The sequence below is a fragment of the Chiayiivirga flava genome (genome assembly GCF_014202825.1).
Taxonomy (GTDB): domain Bacteria; phylum Pseudomonadota; class Gammaproteobacteria; order Xanthomonadales; family Xanthomonadaceae; genus Chiayiivirga; species Chiayiivirga flava.
Window position 1 is genome coordinate 277,965 of the sequence record NZ_JACHHP010000001.1, and the last position, 13,629, is coordinate 291,593.

A 13,629-nucleotide genomic window follows, 5' to 3' on the forward strand; every position below is an offset into this window, starting at 1 on the left:
GGTTCCTGCCCTTACAGCTTGGACGCGGCGAGCTGCGCCGCGAGTTGCACGATGGAGGCGTCCATCAGGTCGGTGAGCGGCTTCGGATACAGGCCGAAGAAGAGCACGCCGACAGCGAACGCACCGAGCACCAGGGCTTCGCGTGCGTCGATGTCCTTGAGCGCCGCCACGTTGGCGTTGGCGACCTCGCCGAACAGCACGCGTTTCACCATCCACAGCGTGTACGCCGCCCCGATGATGAGCGTGAGCGCGGCAAGCGCAGCCACCCACAAATTGTGCTGGAACGCGGCGAGAATGACCATGAATTCGCCGACGAAGCCCGACGTGCCCGGCAGGCCGGAATTGGCCATCGCAAAGAACACGAAGAAGGCGCCGAACCACGGCATCGTGTTGATGACGCCGCCGTAGTCGCGAATCATGCGGGTGTGCATGCGGTCGTACACGACGCCCACGCACGAGAACATCGCGCCGGAAATGAAACCGTGCGAGATCATCTGCACCATCGCACCCTGCAGGCCAAGCTCCGCACCGTCGGTGTTGGCCGCGTCGCGCACCAGCGCAAACGCGATGAAGATGCCGAGCGTGACGAAGCCCATGTGCGAGATCGACGAATACGCGATCAGCTTCTTCATGTCTTCCTGCACCAGCGCCACGAGGCCGACGTACACCACCGCGATGAGGCTCAGCGCGATGACGAGCCAGGCCCACTCGTGGCCGGCGTCCGGCGTGATCGGCATGGCGAAGCGCAGGAAGCCGTAGCCGCCGATCTTCAGCATGATGGCCGCAAGGATCACCGAGCCGCCGGTCGGCGCCTCGACGTGCGCGTCGGGCAACCAGGTGTGCACCGGGAACATCGGTACCTTCACCGCAAACGCGATCAGGAACCCGAAAAAGATCCACATCTGTTCCGTGCGCGTCAGCGGCAGCGCGTAGAGGTCCGCGAGCTGGAAGCTGCCGCCCTTCATATACAGGTAGATCAGCCCCACCAGCATGAAGACCGAGCCCAGGAACGTGTACAGGAAGAACTTGATCGACGCGTACACGCGGCGCGGACCGCCCCAGACGCCGATGATGATGAACATCGGGATCAGCATGCCCTCGAAGAACACGTAGAACAGGATCGCGTCGAGCGCGCAGAACACGCCTACCATCAGGCCTTCGAGGATAAGGAACGCGGCCATGTACTCGGCGATGCGATCCTCGATGGACGTCCACGCGCCGATCAGCACCAGCACCGTGGTGAACGTGGTCAGGATCACCAACGCGACCGAAATGCCGTCGACGCCCAAGTGGTAGCGGATACCGTACTCGGAGATCCACGCGATGTTCTGCACGAACTGCATCGATGCGACGGACGGATCGAACTGCGTGTACAGCGGCACGCTCAACGCGAGCGTCGCGAGCGCCACCAGCAGCGCAAACCAGCGCGCCGCGTTCGACTTGCCCGACAACGCGAGCGTGGCAACGCCGCCGACGATCGGAACCCAGATCAGAAGGCTCAGCAGGGTTTGCTGGGAAAACATCGTGTCGCGTCCTCGAATTTCTCAGCGCACCGCCCAGATCAGCGCGCCGAGCAGCGCGATCAGACCCAGGATCATGGCGAAGGCGTAGTGATAGAGCATGCCGGACTGCAGCGTGCGGACGATGCCGGAGATGCGGTCGACGAGCGTGGCGGAACCGTTGACGACGACGCCGTCGATCAGACCGGCATCCGCGCGCTTCCAGAAGAAGCGGCCGAGCTTGACGCCGCCGCCGGCGAAGCCCTTGATCCACAGATCGTCGAAGCCGTACTTGTTGTTGAGCACGCGGATCGGCAATGCAAACAGCTTGCTGGCCTGGGTCGCCACCGCCGGCTTGAAGAGGTAGATGAAGGTGGCGAGCGCGAAACCGGCGAACGCCAGCCAGAACACCGGCGAGGCGATGAAGTGCAGGCCGAACGAAAGCGGGCCGTGGAACTCTTCGCCGACGATCGCGAGTGTGTCGTGCGCCTCGCGAACGACGATGGCGTTGCCGAACCAGTCGCCGAACACCATCGGCCCGACGGTGAAGTAGCCGATCAGGATCGACGGGATCGCGAGCAGGATCAGCGGAACAGTGACCACCCACGGCGATTCGTGCGGCTCGACCGGGCCGTGGTGATCGTGGTCGTCGTGTGCATGCGCATCGTGTACGTGGTGGCCTTCGACCGCGTGCTTGTCGTGCCCCACGGCTTCCTCGTGGCCCACCTTGGCGGTGCTGCCCTGTGCATCGGCGTGCGCGTGGTCGTCATGCGCATGCGCGTCGCGGAAACGTTCCTTGCCGTGGAAGGTGAGGTACAGCAGGCGGAAGCTGTAGAAGCTGGTGACGAACACGCCCAGCAGCACCGCCCACTTCGCGTACACCTGCACCCAGCCGCCGGAGTGCGCCGCAGCTTCGGTGGCGAGAATGATGCTGTCCTTCGAGTAGTAGCCCGAGAAGAACGGCGTGCCGACCAGCGCCAGGGTGCCGATCCAGGACGTGATCCACGTGACCGGCATGTACTTGCGCAGACCGCCCATCTTGCGCATGTCCTGCTCGTGGTGCATGCCGATGATCACGGAACCTGCCGCGAGGAACAGCAGCGCCTTGAAGAAGGCATGCGTCATCAGATGGAACACCGCGCCGGCGTAGGCCGAGACGCCGAGCGCGACGGTCATGTAGCCGAGCTGCGACAGCGTCGAATAGGCCACCACGCGCTTGATGTCGTTCTGCACGATGCCGATGAGGCCGGTGAAGAATGCCGTCGTTGCGCCGATGAACAGCACGAAGGCGAGCGCGGTCTCGGACAGTTCGTAGATCGGCGACATGCGCGCGACCATGAAGATGCCGGCGGTCACCATCGTTGCGGCATGGATCAGCGCGGAAATCGGCGTCGGGCCTTCCATCGAATCGGGCAGCCACACGTGCAGCGGCACCTGCGCCGACTTGCCCATCGCGCCGATGAACAGGCAGACGCCGATGAAGGTCGGGATGGCCCACGACGCACCGTCCCACGGCGCGAACGACTTGCCTTCGATGACGGCCGTGTTCGCGAACACGGTGCCGTAGTCGAGCGTACCGAACCAGTACAGGACCGCCGCGATCCCGAGCAGGAAGCCGAAATCGCCGACGCGGTTGACGAGAAAGGCCTTCATGTTCGCGAAGATCGCGGTCGGCCGCTTGAACCAGAAACCGATCAGCAGGTACGAGACCAGGCCCACCGCTTCCCAGCCGAAGAACAGTTGCATGAAATTGTTGCTCATCACCAGCATCAGCATCGAGAAGGTGAAGAGCGAGATGTAGCTGAAGAAACGCTGGTAGCCGTCGTCGTCGGCCATGTAGCCGATGGTGTAGATGTGCACGAGCAGGCTGACGAACGTGACCACCACCATCATCATCGCGCTGAGGCGGTCGACCAGGAATCCGACATGCGCGGAGTAGCTGCCGATCTCGAACCAGGTGTAGACGTTCTGGTTGAACGTGGGCGCGCCGCCGTAGACCAGGTCGTACAGCACCTTCATCGACAGGGCGCAGGAGATCGCGACGCCGAGGATCGTGACCCAATGCGCGCCCGCGCGTCCGATCTGGCGACCGAAGAAGCCGGCGACGATGGCGCCGAAAAGCGGCGCGAGCGCGATGGTCAGCAGGATGTTTTGCGATATCACTATGAAGATTCCGTTGCGTCTGCGCGGGCGTTGCTTGGTGGTGCGGGTGTGATCGTGACGCGGATACTGAATGCGATGTTGAAGACTCTGGTGTTACTCAGGACTATCGCTGCAGCCTTATTGGCGCTGCGAGCTGCCCGTTCCACTCACTCCATCCCACCGTCGTCCCGGCGGAAGCCGGGACCCAGTGGCGCTCGCTTTTCCGGCGTCCCATGACGGAGGCCAGGGCCAACGTCGCTGGGTCCCGGCGTTCGCCGGGACGACGGAGCTTTCAGCCCTTCATCGAATCCAGCTCCGCCACGTTGATCGAACTGCGGTTGCGGAATACCACCACGAGGATCGCCAATCCGATCGCGGCTTCCGCCGCCGCCACCGTCAGGATGAAGAACACGAACACCTGGCCCGACGCGTCCCCGAGGTAACGCGAGAACGCGATGAAATTCATGTTGACCGACAGCAACATCAGCTCGATGGCCATCAGCAGCACGATGATGTTCTTGCGGTTGATGAAGATGCCCGCGACGCTGATGCAGAACAGCAGCGCGCCGAGCGCGAGGTAGTGGCCGAGCGAAAGCGTCATCACGGGTTCTGCCCCTTGGTCTCGGCGTCCATCTTGATCAGGCGCACGCGATCCTCCGCGCGCACCTGCACCTGCCGGCCCGCATCCTGGTGCTTGGTGCCCGGGCGGCGACGCAGCGTCAGCGTGATCGCCGCGATGATCGCCACCGTCAGGATCACGCCGGCAATCTCGAACGGCAGCAGATAGTCGGTGAACATCGCACGGCCGATCCACTCGATGTTCGAGCCGTTGTCGACCAGCGCCGGGTTCGCCGGATCGATGGTCTGGCGCAGCCGGTTCACGCCGATGAGCGTGAACATTTCGGCCGCCATGATCACCGCGACGAGGCCTGCCACCGGCAGGTAGCGCGCGAAGCCTTCGCGGATCGGATCGATCTTGATGTCGAGCATCATCACCACGAACAGGAACAGCACCATCACCGCGCCGACGTAGACCAGCACCAGCGCGATGGCCAAGAACTCGGCCTGCAGCAGCAGCCACAGGCAGGCGCTGGAGAAAAACGTCAGCACCAGGCACAGCACCGCGTACACGGGATTGCGCACCGTGATCACGGCCAGCGCGGACGCCGCCGTGATGGCACCAATGAGATAGAAGGCGATCAGTTCGACGGACATGCGGGCCTCAGCGGTACGCCGCATCGAGCGCCTTGCGCTCGGCGATCTCGGATTCCAGGCGATCGCCGATGGCGAGCAGCTGGAGCTTGTTCACGACGTTTTCGCCGCGCTTCTCGAAGTGGTATTCGTGGATGTGGGTCTCCACGATGGAATCCACCGGGCAGCTTTCTTCGCAGAAACCGCAGTAGATGCACTTGAACAGATCGATGTCGTAACGCGTGGTGCGGCGCGTGCCGTCGGCGCGCGGCTCCGAGTCGATCGTGATCGCCAGCGCCGGGCACACGGCCTCGCACAGCTTGCACGCGATGCAGCGTTCCTCGCCGTTGGGATAACGGCGCAGCGCATGCAGTCCGCGGAAGCGGTGCGACATCGGGATCTTTTCTTCCGGATAGTTGACCGTGTACTTCGGTTTGACGAAGTACTTCAGTGTCAACCACAGGCCCGCCAGCAGCTCGATCAGCAGCAGACTGCGCAGGTAGCCAAAAACGCGATTCATGTGCTGACCTCAGACGCCTGCCTGGACCCAGCCCCAGTGCACGAAGCACGCGGCGACCAGGACCCAGACGAGGGTGATGGGAATGAAGATCTTCCAGCCCAGACGCATGATCTGGTCGTAGCGGTAGCGCGGGAACGTGGCGCGGAACCACAGGAAGAGGAAGGCGAAGAACAGGGCCTTGATCAGCAGCCACCAGATGCCCGGCGCGCCGAGGATGCCCCACGAGGACGGGAACGGCGACAGCCAGCCGCCCGCGAACAGAATCGCGGTGAGGAAGCTGATCAGGATCATGTTGGCGTATTCGGCGAGGAAGAACACCGCAAACGCCGCGCCGGAATATTCCACGTGGAAACCGGCGACGATTTCCGATTCGCCTTCGGCCACGTCGAACGGGGCGCGGTTGGTCTCGGCCACGCCGGAGATGTAATAGACGACGAAGAGCGGGAACAGCGGCAGCCAGAACCAGTCGAACAGACCGCCCTCGCCCGCCTGCGCACGCACGATCTCGGACAGGTTGAGGCTGCCCGCGCACACGAGCACGCCCACGAGCGCGAAGCCCATCGCGATTTCGTAGCTCACCACCTGCGCGGCGGAACGCATCGCGCCAAGGAACGCGTATTTCGAGTTCGAGGCCCAGCCGGCGAGGATCACGCCGTACACGCCCATCGAGGTCATCGCGAGCAGGTACAGCAGGCCGGCGTTGATATCGGCGAGCACGATGCCGTCCTCGAACGGCACCACGGCCCAGGCCGCGAAGGCCGGCGCCAGCGCGAGCACCGGTGCGAGCTTGTAGAGGAAGCGGTGCGCACTGCTGGGCACCAGCAGTTCCTTGAACAGCATCTTGAACACGTCGGCAAACGGCTGGATCAGGCCGATGCCGAAGATGCGGCCGACGTACACCGGCCCGTGGCGCGCGTGCATCCAGCCAATGACCTTGCGTTCCCACAGGGTGAAAAACGCGACGCAGACGATCAGCGGCACGGTGACCACGAGAATCTTGATCACCGTCCAGACCAGCAGGCCGACGGTGCCGAAGGCGAGGAAGAACTCGCGCAGCAGGCCGATCGGTTGGCTCAGCAGTTCGAACACGCTTAGGCCCTCGACACGTTCAGGATGGCGCCGGCGCCGGCGATGGGCGCGGTGGCGTCGTAGCCGGTTTCGATCCACGCGCCACCGCGCGGCACGCGGGCGCTGGTTTCGATCGGCAGCGTGGCGGTGCCGCGGCCGTCGTCGACCTTGGCAAGTGCGCCGCTGGCCAGTTCACGTGCTGCGGCATCGTCCGGGTGCAGCACGATGCGGGCGCCACGCGTGAGCGTGTGCGCGTTGAGCGGCGCGGCGCGGCGCAGCACGGCGTCGGCGCGGTAGATGGCGGTGGTGGCGATGCGCTGGAGGCAGCCTTCGCTGGTGGTGGTGTCGCGCGACGCGAGACCGGTGCCGCTGGCGACGTCCTGCGGGATGCCGAGGCCGGCCTGCATGTCGGTGAAGTCAACGAAGTCGAAACCGGGTGCAGCGAGTTTTTCGCCGAGCGCACGCAGCACGCTCCAGCCGGCACGCGCTTCGCCCGGGGCCTTCACGGCGGGCGTGACGCGCTGTGCATCGCCGAGGGCGTTGATCAGCGTGCCGTCGATTTCCGGCAGCAGGCCGATCGGCAGGATCACGTGGGCGACGCGCTTGAGCGCTTCGTCCGCGTAGGCCGCGAACGCGACAACCGTCGATTGCGCGAAGGCCTTGAGGCCGGCGGTGGAATCCGCGAGATCGTGCGCGGGGTCGACGCCGTAGAGCACGTAGGCCTTGCGCGGCTGCGCCAGCATCGCCTGTGCATCGCGTGCAGTCGGCAGCACGCCGTTGCGTGCGAGGCCGATCGCGTTGGCGCCCTGCGGCAGCGCGTTGAGGCGTGCACCGGTGCTGTCGGCGATGTGCTGCGCGAGCGCGCGCAGCCACGAGGCCTGCGGGTGGTTCAGCGCGCTTTCGCCGAGGATGACGACGGCGCTCGATGCATCGCGCAGCGAGGCGATCATCGCCTTGGCGAAATCGTCGGACTCGGCGCGGCCGAGCGCGTCGGCCATGCCGGCCGGCGGCGTGGCGGTGCCGCCCTCGCCTGCCGCGCGGGCCAGCGACAGCAGCGCGTCGACCATCGCGTTCGGCGTGACGATACGCTTCTGCGCCACCGGGTAGTTCAGGTCGAAGTCGATCGGATTGAGCGCGAAGACTTTGGCGCCGCGCGTCGCGGTCTTGCGGATGCGGTGGTTGAGCAGCGGTGCTTCATGCCGTGGGTTGCAGCCGATCAGCAGCACGGCGCCGACGGTTTCGATCTCGGCCAGCGGCATCGCAAACGGCTGCGCGACGGGGGCGTCGGCGAAGTCCGCGGTGCGCAGGCGGTGGTCGAGGTTGCCGGTGCCGAGGTGCTTCGCGATGCGGGCGAGCAGCGCGCCTTCTTCGTTCGTCGTGGCAGGGTTGACCAGCATGCCGAGGTCGTCGCCTTTGTTGGCGGCGAGCAGTTCGGAGGTGCGCTTGAGCGCCTCATCCCAGCTGGCTTCGCGCCAGTTGGCACCGTCGCGCAGCATCGGCATCGCCACGCGATCGCTCGCGCGCAGGCCGGTGTGGGCATAACGATCGCGGTCCGAGAGCCACGCCTCGTTCACGGCTTCGTTGTCGCGCGGCACGCTGCGCAGGATTTCGCCGCGGCGCACATGGTGGTAGAGGTTGGAGCCGAGTGCGTCGTGGTAACCGATCGATTCCTTCGCGACCAGTTCCCAGGCGCGGGCGCGAAAACGGAACGGCTTGTTCGTCAGCGCGCCGACCGGGCACACGTCGATGATGTTGCCCGACAGCTCGCTGTCGATGTTCTTGCCGATGTAGGTGCCGATCGAGAGGTTCTCGCCGCGGCTCATGCCGCCGAGCTCGTAGGTGCCGGCGATCTCGGACACGAAGCGGACGCAACGCGTGCAGTGGATGCAGCGCGTCATGTCGGTGGCGACCAGCGGGCCGATGTTCTCGTCCGGCACCACGCGCTTGCTTTCGGTGAAGCGGCTGACAGAGCGGCCGTAGCCCATGGCCACGTCCTGCAGCTCGCACTCGCCGCCCTGGTCGCAGATTGGGCAGTCGAGCGGGTGGTTGATCAGCAGGAATTCCATGACGTTGCGCTGCGAGTCGAGCGCGCGCTTGGTCTGGGTGTAGACCTTCATGCCTTCCATCACCGGCGTGGCGCAGGCGGGCATGGGTTTTGGCGCCTTTTCCACGTCGACGAGGCACATGCGGCAGTTGGCCGCGATCGGCAGCTTCTCGTGGTAGCAGAAGCGCGGGATCGGGATGCCGGCCTTGTCGGAGGCGTGGATGATCATCGAGCCTTTCGGCGCGGTCATCGCGACGCCGTCGATCTCGATGTTGACGTGGTCGGGGGGCGTGTTCGGGTTGATGGGCTGCGCGCTCATGCGGCGGCTCCGGGTGCGGTGTGGCGGTGCGGCGCGTCAGCAAGGAGCCAACGTCGCTGGGTCCCGGCGTTCGCCGGGACGACGGAGGGGAAATGACCGAGGGTCAGGCGGTCCGAGAACGTCGAATGAAAACGCCCGTCGTCCCGGCGAACGCCGGGACCCAGCGACGTTGTTTCGCCCTGAACGTCGATCACGCCGCCACCCCCACCTGCGCATCAACGATCGAGCGCCCGTTGTTCACGTAGTACTCGAACTCGTGCCAGAAGTGCCGCAGCATCCCCTGCACCGGCCACGCAGCGGCTTCACCGAACGCACAGATGGTGTGTCCTTCGATCTGGCCCGCGGCGGCCTTCAGCAGGTTGATGTCATCGAGCGTGGCCTTGCCATCGACGATGCGCGTCAGCACGCGGTACATCCAGCCGGTGCCTTCGCGGCAAGGCGTGCACTGGCCGCAGGATTCGGCGTAGTAGAAGCGGCTGATGCGCTGCGTCGCACGCACCATGCAGGTGGTTTCGTCCATCACGATGACGGCGCCGGAGCCGAGGCCCGAGCCCGCCTTCTGCAGCGAGTCGTAATCCATCGTGCAGGCCATCATCGTCTCGGCCGGCAGCACCGGCATCGACGAACCGCCGGGGATCACGGCCTTCAGCTTGTTGCCGTTGCGCACGCCGCCGGCCATCTGCAGCAGGTCCGCGAACGAGGTGCCGAGACGGATCTCGAAATTGCCCGGGTTGTTGACGTGGCCGGACACCGAAAACACCTTCGGGCCGCCGTTGTTGGGCTTGCCGAGGTTGAGGAACCACTCCGCGCCGTTGCGCAGGATCGCCGGCACGGACGCGTAGGTTTCGGTGTTGTTGATCGTCGTCGGCTTGCCGAACAGGCCAAAGTTGGCCGGGAACGGCGGCTTGAAGCGCGGCTGGCCCTTTTTGCCTTCCAGCGATTCCATCAGCGCGGTTTCTTCGCCGCAGATGTAGGCACCCGCGCCGAGCGCGTTGTGGATGTCGATGTCGATGCCGGAGCCGAGGATGTTCTTGCCGAGCCAGCCGTTGGCGTAGGCATCCTTCAGCGCCTGCTCAATGCGCTCGAACGGCTCATGGTGGAATTCGCCGCGCATGTAGTTGTACGCAACCGTCGAGCCGGTCGCGTAACACGCGATCGCGAGGCCTTCGATCACCGCATGCGGGTTGTAGCGCAGGATGTCGCGGTCCTTGCACGTGCCCGGTTCGGATTCGTCCGAGTTGCAGAGGATGTACTTCTGGCCGGGCGCGGTGCGCGGCATGAAGCTCCACTTGAGCCCGGTCGGGAAGCCTGCACCGCCACGGCCGCGCAGGCCCGAGGCTTTCACCGCGTCGATGATCGCGACCTGGTCGGTCTTCTCGGTGAGGATCTTGCGCAACGCCTGGTAACCGCCGGCCTTCAGGTAGCTGTCGTACGACCACGGCTGGTCGAAGTGCAGCGTGGTGAGGACCACGTTGTGGTCCTGCGGCATGGGGCCGACGGCGCCGCGCTGGTCGAGATAGGAGTGGTGACCGTGTGCCATGAGGTTTCTTCGGAATCCTACTTCAGCCCGTCGAGGATCTCGTCCACCTTCGCGGTGTCGAGCTTCTCGTGGTAATGACCGTTGACCACCATCATCGGCGCACCGGCACACGCGGCGAGGCATTCTTCCTCGCGCTTGAGGTAGATGCGGCCGTCGGCGGTGCTTTCTCCCAGCCTGGTGCCGAGCTTCTTCTCGCAGTAGCGCACGATGTCTTCGGCGCCGTTGAGCCAGCAGCTGATGTTGGTGCAGATCGCGACGTTGTTACGGCCCACCGGGCTGGTCTCGAACATCGAGTAGAACGTGGCCACTTCGTAGGCCCAGATCGGCGGGATGTCGAGGTACTTGGCCACCGCGGCGATGAGTTCGTCCGTCAGCCAGCCGCCGTTCGATTCCTGCGCGGCGAACAGGCCCTGAATAACGGCCGACCGCTTGCGATCGGGCGGGAACTTGGCCACCCAGTGGTCGAGGTGTTCGCGCACGTGCGCGGTGAGCACGACCATCGGGTCGACGTCTTTCACCGCTTCGAAATTGCCGGTGGCTTTCATACGAAGAACCGTGATTCGTGATTCGTGACTTGTGATTCGAAAGAGCCGGCGATCGCTGCTGTCGACGACGTGCAGGATTCGCACGCAAAACGCTGACGCGACGCACGCCGCTTCAGCGAATCACAAGTCACGAATCCCGAATCCCGGCTTCTCATCGGTCGATCTCCCCGAACACGACATCGTACGTGCCGATCATGGCCACGACGTCGGACAGCATGTGGCCGCGCACCACCGCGTCCATCGACGACAGATGCGCGAAGCCGGGGGCGCGCAGCTTCAGGCGGAACGGCTTGTTGGCGCCGTCGCTGACGATGTAGGCGCCGAATTCGCCCTTCGGCGCCTCGACCGCGGCATACACCTCGCCTTCCGGCACCACATACCCTTCGGTGAAGAGTTTGAAGTGGTGGATGAGCGCTTCCATGTCGTCCTTCATTTCCTCGCGGGACGGCGGAATCACCTTGTAGTTGTGCAGCGTGACCGGGCCTTTCAGCGTGCGCAGTTTGTCGACGCACTGCTTGATGATGCGCGTGGACTGGCGCATCTCTTCCACGCGCACGAGGTAGCGGTCATAGCAGTCGCCGCCCACGCCGACGGGGATGTCGAAGTCGACTTCGGCGTATTTCGCGTACGGCTGCTTCTTGCGCAGGTCCCACGCGATGCCCGAGCCGCGCAGCATCGGGCCGGTCATGCCCCACGCCAGCGCCTTCTCCGGCGGGATCACGCCGATGCCGACGGTGCGCTGTTTCCAGATGCGGTTGTCGGTGAGCAGGGTCTCGTATTCGTCGATGCGGTGCGGGAAGTCCTGCGCGAAGGCGTCGAGGAAATCCAGCATCGAACCTTCACGCCATTCGTTGACGCGCTTGAGCTCCGCGCCCTTGCGCCACGGCGATTCCTTGTACTTGGGCATCACGTCCGGCAGGTCGCGATACACGCCGCCCGGACGGTAGTAGGTTGCGTGCATGCGCGCGCCCGACACCGCTTCGTAGCAGTCCATCAGCTCTTCGCGTTCGCGGAAGGCGTAGAGGAACATCGCCATCGCGCCCAGATCGAGGCCGTTGGTGCCGACCCACATCAGGTGGTTGAGGATGCGCGTGATCTCGTCGAACATCGTGCGGATCCACAGCGCACGTTCCGGCGCCTCGATCCCGAGCAGGCGTTCGATGGCCAGCACGTAGGCGTGCTCGTTGCACATCATCGAGACGTAATCCAGGCGATCCATGTAGCCGATCGACTGGTTGAACGGCTTGCTCTCGGCCAGCTTCTCGGTGCCGCGATGCAGCAGGCCGATGTGCGGATCGGCGCGCTGCACGACCTCGCCGTCCATCTCCAGCACCAGGCGCAGCACGCCGTGCGCAGCGGGATGCTGCGGGCCGAAGTTCATCGTGTAGTTGCGGATTTCCTGCATGGCTTATTTTTCCACCGCCGCGGCGGGCGCGGACTCGGCGTTGTTGCCGGTGTTCTGCGTGACGAGGCTCACGCGCTCGGCGCCGGCGGCCTGCATGCGCGAGTCGCTGCGCACCACGCGCGGCACCAGCACGCGCGGTTCGATCGAGACCGGCTCGTACACCACGCGGCCCTTCTCGGCGTCGTAACGCACTTCGACGTTGCCGATCAGCGGGAAATCCTTGCGGAACGGATGGCCGACGAAACCGTAATCGGTGAGGATGCGGCGCAGGTCCGGATGGCCCTCGAAGACGATGCCGAACAGGTCGAAGGCCTCGCGCTCGAACCAGTTGGCCACCGGCCAGATGTCGACGAGCGAGGCGATGACCGGAAGCGTTTCATCCGGGCAGAAGGCCTTGATGCGCACGCGGCGGTTATGGTGCACCGACAGCAGGTGCGCGACCGCGGCGAAGCGGTTGGCAATACCGGCCGGACGCGGGCGATCGGCCCACTTGAAGCGGCCCGGGCCCTGCCCTTCGACGCCGCGCGAGAAACCTTCGCTCGACACGTCGTCGGTGTCCCACTCGTCGTCACCGTAGCTAAGGTAATCGACGCCGCTGATGTCGATCAGCTGATCGAAGCGGAACTCGGCGTCGTCGCGCAGCGTGCGCGCGACATCGAGCCAGGCCTCGGCCAGCACGACCAACGTGGTTTCGCCGCGATCCTCGCGCACCGTCGCCTTGCCCTCGAAGCGGGCGCGGAGGCGATCGGCGAAAGATTGGGCCTGCTCGGGCATGGCGCGTGTGGGTCCTTGGATCGGTGGCGGTCGCGCGTCAGCGCGCGATGGTGTTGGTGCGGCGGATCTTCTTCTGCAGCTGCAGGATGCCGTGGATCAGCGCCTCGGCCGTCGGCGGGCAGCCCGGCACGTAGACATCCACCGGCACCACGCGATCGCAGCCGCGCACCACCGCGTACGAGTAGTGGTAATAGCCGCCGCCGTTGGCGCAGGAGCCCATCGAAATGACCCACTTCGGGTCCGGCATCTGGTCGTAGACCTTGCGCAGCGCCGGGGCCATCTTGTTGACCAGGGTGCCGGCGACGATCATCACGTCGGACTGGCGCGGGCTCGGACGGAAGATCACGCCCATGCGGTCGAGGTCCAGGCGCGCGGCGCCGGCGTGCATCATCTCGACCGCGCAGCAGGCAAGACCAAAAGTCATCGGCCACATCGAGCCGGTGCGGGCCCAGTTGACCAGCGTATCGACGGACGTGGTGACGAACCCGCGCTCGAGCAGCGGGTTGTCGCCCTCGGGGCGAAGAATGTCGTCGACGCGGCCGATCGGTTCGGGGTTGTGGAAGATCTGCGAGAGACTCATCG

At 65.1% G+C, this 13,629-nt stretch carries 12 protein-coding genes; all 12 read right to left on the reverse strand.

From position 1 onward, the window contains the following. Positions 1 to 11: 11 nt before the first annotated feature. The 12 genes from HNQ52_RS01200 to HNQ52_RS01255 all read right to left on the reverse strand — a co-directional run bounded on the left by HNQ52_RS01200 (position 12) and on the right by HNQ52_RS01255 (position 13,627). Complete coding sequence (locus HNQ52_RS01200) at positions 12 to 1,523, reverse strand: NADH-quinone oxidoreductase subunit M (RefSeq protein WP_183958982.1); 1,512 nt, start codon at positions 1,521 to 1,523, stop codon at positions 12 to 14. A gap of 21 nt (positions 1,524 to 1,544) precedes the next feature. Then, a complete protein-coding gene (gene nuoL / locus HNQ52_RS01205; protein WP_425486457.1) occupies positions 1,545 to 3,665 on the reverse strand; it encodes an NADH-quinone oxidoreductase subunit L in 2,121 nt (706 codons plus the stop codon). Positions 3,666 to 3,933: 268 nt separating this feature from the next. After that, complete coding sequence (gene nuoK / locus HNQ52_RS01210; protein WP_183958984.1) at positions 3,934 to 4,242, reverse strand: NADH-quinone oxidoreductase subunit NuoK; 309 nt, start codon at positions 4,240 to 4,242, stop codon at positions 3,934 to 3,936. Beyond that, positions 4,242 to 4,856 carry an NADH-quinone oxidoreductase subunit J gene (locus tag HNQ52_RS01215; protein ID WP_183958986.1) on the reverse strand — a complete coding sequence of 205 codons (615 nt, stop codon included), beginning with the start codon at positions 4,854 to 4,856 and terminating at the stop codon, positions 4,242 to 4,244. Before HNQ52_RS01215 ends, nuoK begins: the two co-directional genes overlap by 1 nt. Before the next feature lie 7 nt (positions 4,857 to 4,863). Further along, positions 4,864 to 5,352, reverse strand: a complete 489-nt coding sequence (gene nuoI, locus HNQ52_RS01220; RefSeq protein ID WP_183958988.1) for an NADH-quinone oxidoreductase subunit NuoI — start codon at positions 5,350 to 5,352, stop codon at positions 4,864 to 4,866. A 9-nt stretch (positions 5,353 to 5,361) separates the two neighbouring features. Continuing rightward, positions 5,362 to 6,441, reverse strand: coding sequence for an NADH-quinone oxidoreductase subunit NuoH (nuoH, locus tag HNQ52_RS01225; RefSeq protein ID WP_183958990.1), 1,080 nt, complete (start codon positions 6,439 to 6,441; stop codon positions 5,362 to 5,364). Positions 6,442 to 6,443: 2 nt separating this feature from the next. Continuing rightward, entirely contained in the window at positions 6,444 to 8,783 is a 2,340-nt protein-coding gene (nuoG, locus tag HNQ52_RS01230) for an NADH-quinone oxidoreductase subunit NuoG (RefSeq protein WP_183958992.1), read from the reverse strand. A 190-nt stretch (positions 8,784 to 8,973) separates the two neighbouring features. Beyond that, positions 8,974 to 10,323 (reverse strand): NADH-quinone oxidoreductase subunit NuoF, encoded by a 1,350-nt coding sequence (nuoF, locus tag HNQ52_RS01235; protein ID WP_183958994.1) that lies wholly within the window; start codon positions 10,321 to 10,323, stop codon positions 8,974 to 8,976. A gap of 17 nt (positions 10,324 to 10,340) precedes the next feature. After that, positions 10,341 to 10,868, reverse strand: coding sequence for an NADH-quinone oxidoreductase subunit NuoE (nuoE, locus tag HNQ52_RS01240; protein WP_183958996.1), 528 nt, complete (start codon positions 10,866 to 10,868; stop codon positions 10,341 to 10,343). Between the two features lie 151 nt (positions 10,869 to 11,019). Then, positions 11,020 to 12,273: an NADH-quinone oxidoreductase subunit D gene (locus HNQ52_RS01245; RefSeq protein WP_183958999.1), complete on the reverse strand. Its 1,254-nt coding sequence runs from the start codon at positions 12,271 to 12,273 to the stop codon at positions 11,020 to 11,022. Between the two features lie 3 nt (positions 12,274 to 12,276). Beyond that, positions 12,277 to 13,047 carry an NADH-quinone oxidoreductase subunit C gene (locus tag HNQ52_RS01250; RefSeq protein ID WP_183959001.1) on the reverse strand — a complete coding sequence of 257 codons (771 nt, stop codon included), beginning with the start codon at positions 13,045 to 13,047 and terminating at the stop codon, positions 12,277 to 12,279. Positions 13,048 to 13,084: 37 nt separating this feature from the next. Then, the gene (locus tag HNQ52_RS01255; RefSeq protein WP_183959002.1) at positions 13,085 to 13,627 is read right to left on the reverse strand and encodes a NuoB/complex I 20 kDa subunit family protein; all 543 of its coding nucleotides are present in this window, start codon (positions 13,625 to 13,627) and stop codon (positions 13,085 to 13,087) included. Between the last annotated feature and the right edge of the window lie 2 nt (positions 13,628 to 13,629).

What these genes read in the sequence shown, in the direction of transcription:
- HNQ52_RS01200 (WP_183958982.1), bottom strand. Translation starts at nt 1,523, where the DNA reads ATGTTTTCCCAGCAAACCCTGCTGAGCCTTCTGATCTGGGTTCCGATC.
- nuoK (WP_183958984.1), bottom strand. Translation starts at nt 4,242, where the DNA reads ATGACGCTTTCGCTCGGCCACTACCTCGCGCTCGGCGCGCTGCTGTTC.
- HNQ52_RS01215 (WP_183958986.1), bottom strand. Translation starts at nt 4,856, where the DNA reads ATGTCCGTCGAACTGATCGCCTTCTATCTCATTGGTGCCATCACGGCG.
- nuoI (WP_183958988.1), bottom strand. Translation starts at nt 5,352, where the DNA reads ATGAATCGCGTTTTTGGCTACCTGCGCAGTCTGCTGCTGATCGAGCTG.
- nuoG (WP_183958992.1), bottom strand. Translation starts at nt 8,783, where the DNA reads ATGAGCGCGCAGCCCATCAACCCGAACACGCCCCCCGACCACGTCAAC.
- nuoF (WP_183958994.1), bottom strand. Translation starts at nt 10,323, where the DNA reads ATGGCACACGGTCACCACTCCTATCTCGACCAGCGCGGCGCCGTCGGC.
- nuoE (WP_183958996.1), bottom strand. Translation starts at nt 10,868, where the DNA reads ATGAAAGCCACCGGCAATTTCGAAGCGGTGAAAGACGTCGACCCGATG.
- HNQ52_RS01245 (WP_183958999.1), bottom strand. Translation starts at nt 12,273, where the DNA reads ATGCAGGAAATCCGCAACTACACGATGAACTTCGGCCCGCAGCATCCC.
- HNQ52_RS01250 (WP_183959001.1), bottom strand. Translation starts at nt 13,047, where the DNA reads ATGCCCGAGCAGGCCCAATCTTTCGCCGATCGCCTCCGCGCCCGCTTC.
- HNQ52_RS01255 (WP_183959002.1), bottom strand. Translation starts at nt 13,627, where the DNA reads ATGAGTCTCTCGCAGATCTTCCACAACCCCGAACCGATCGGCCGCGTC.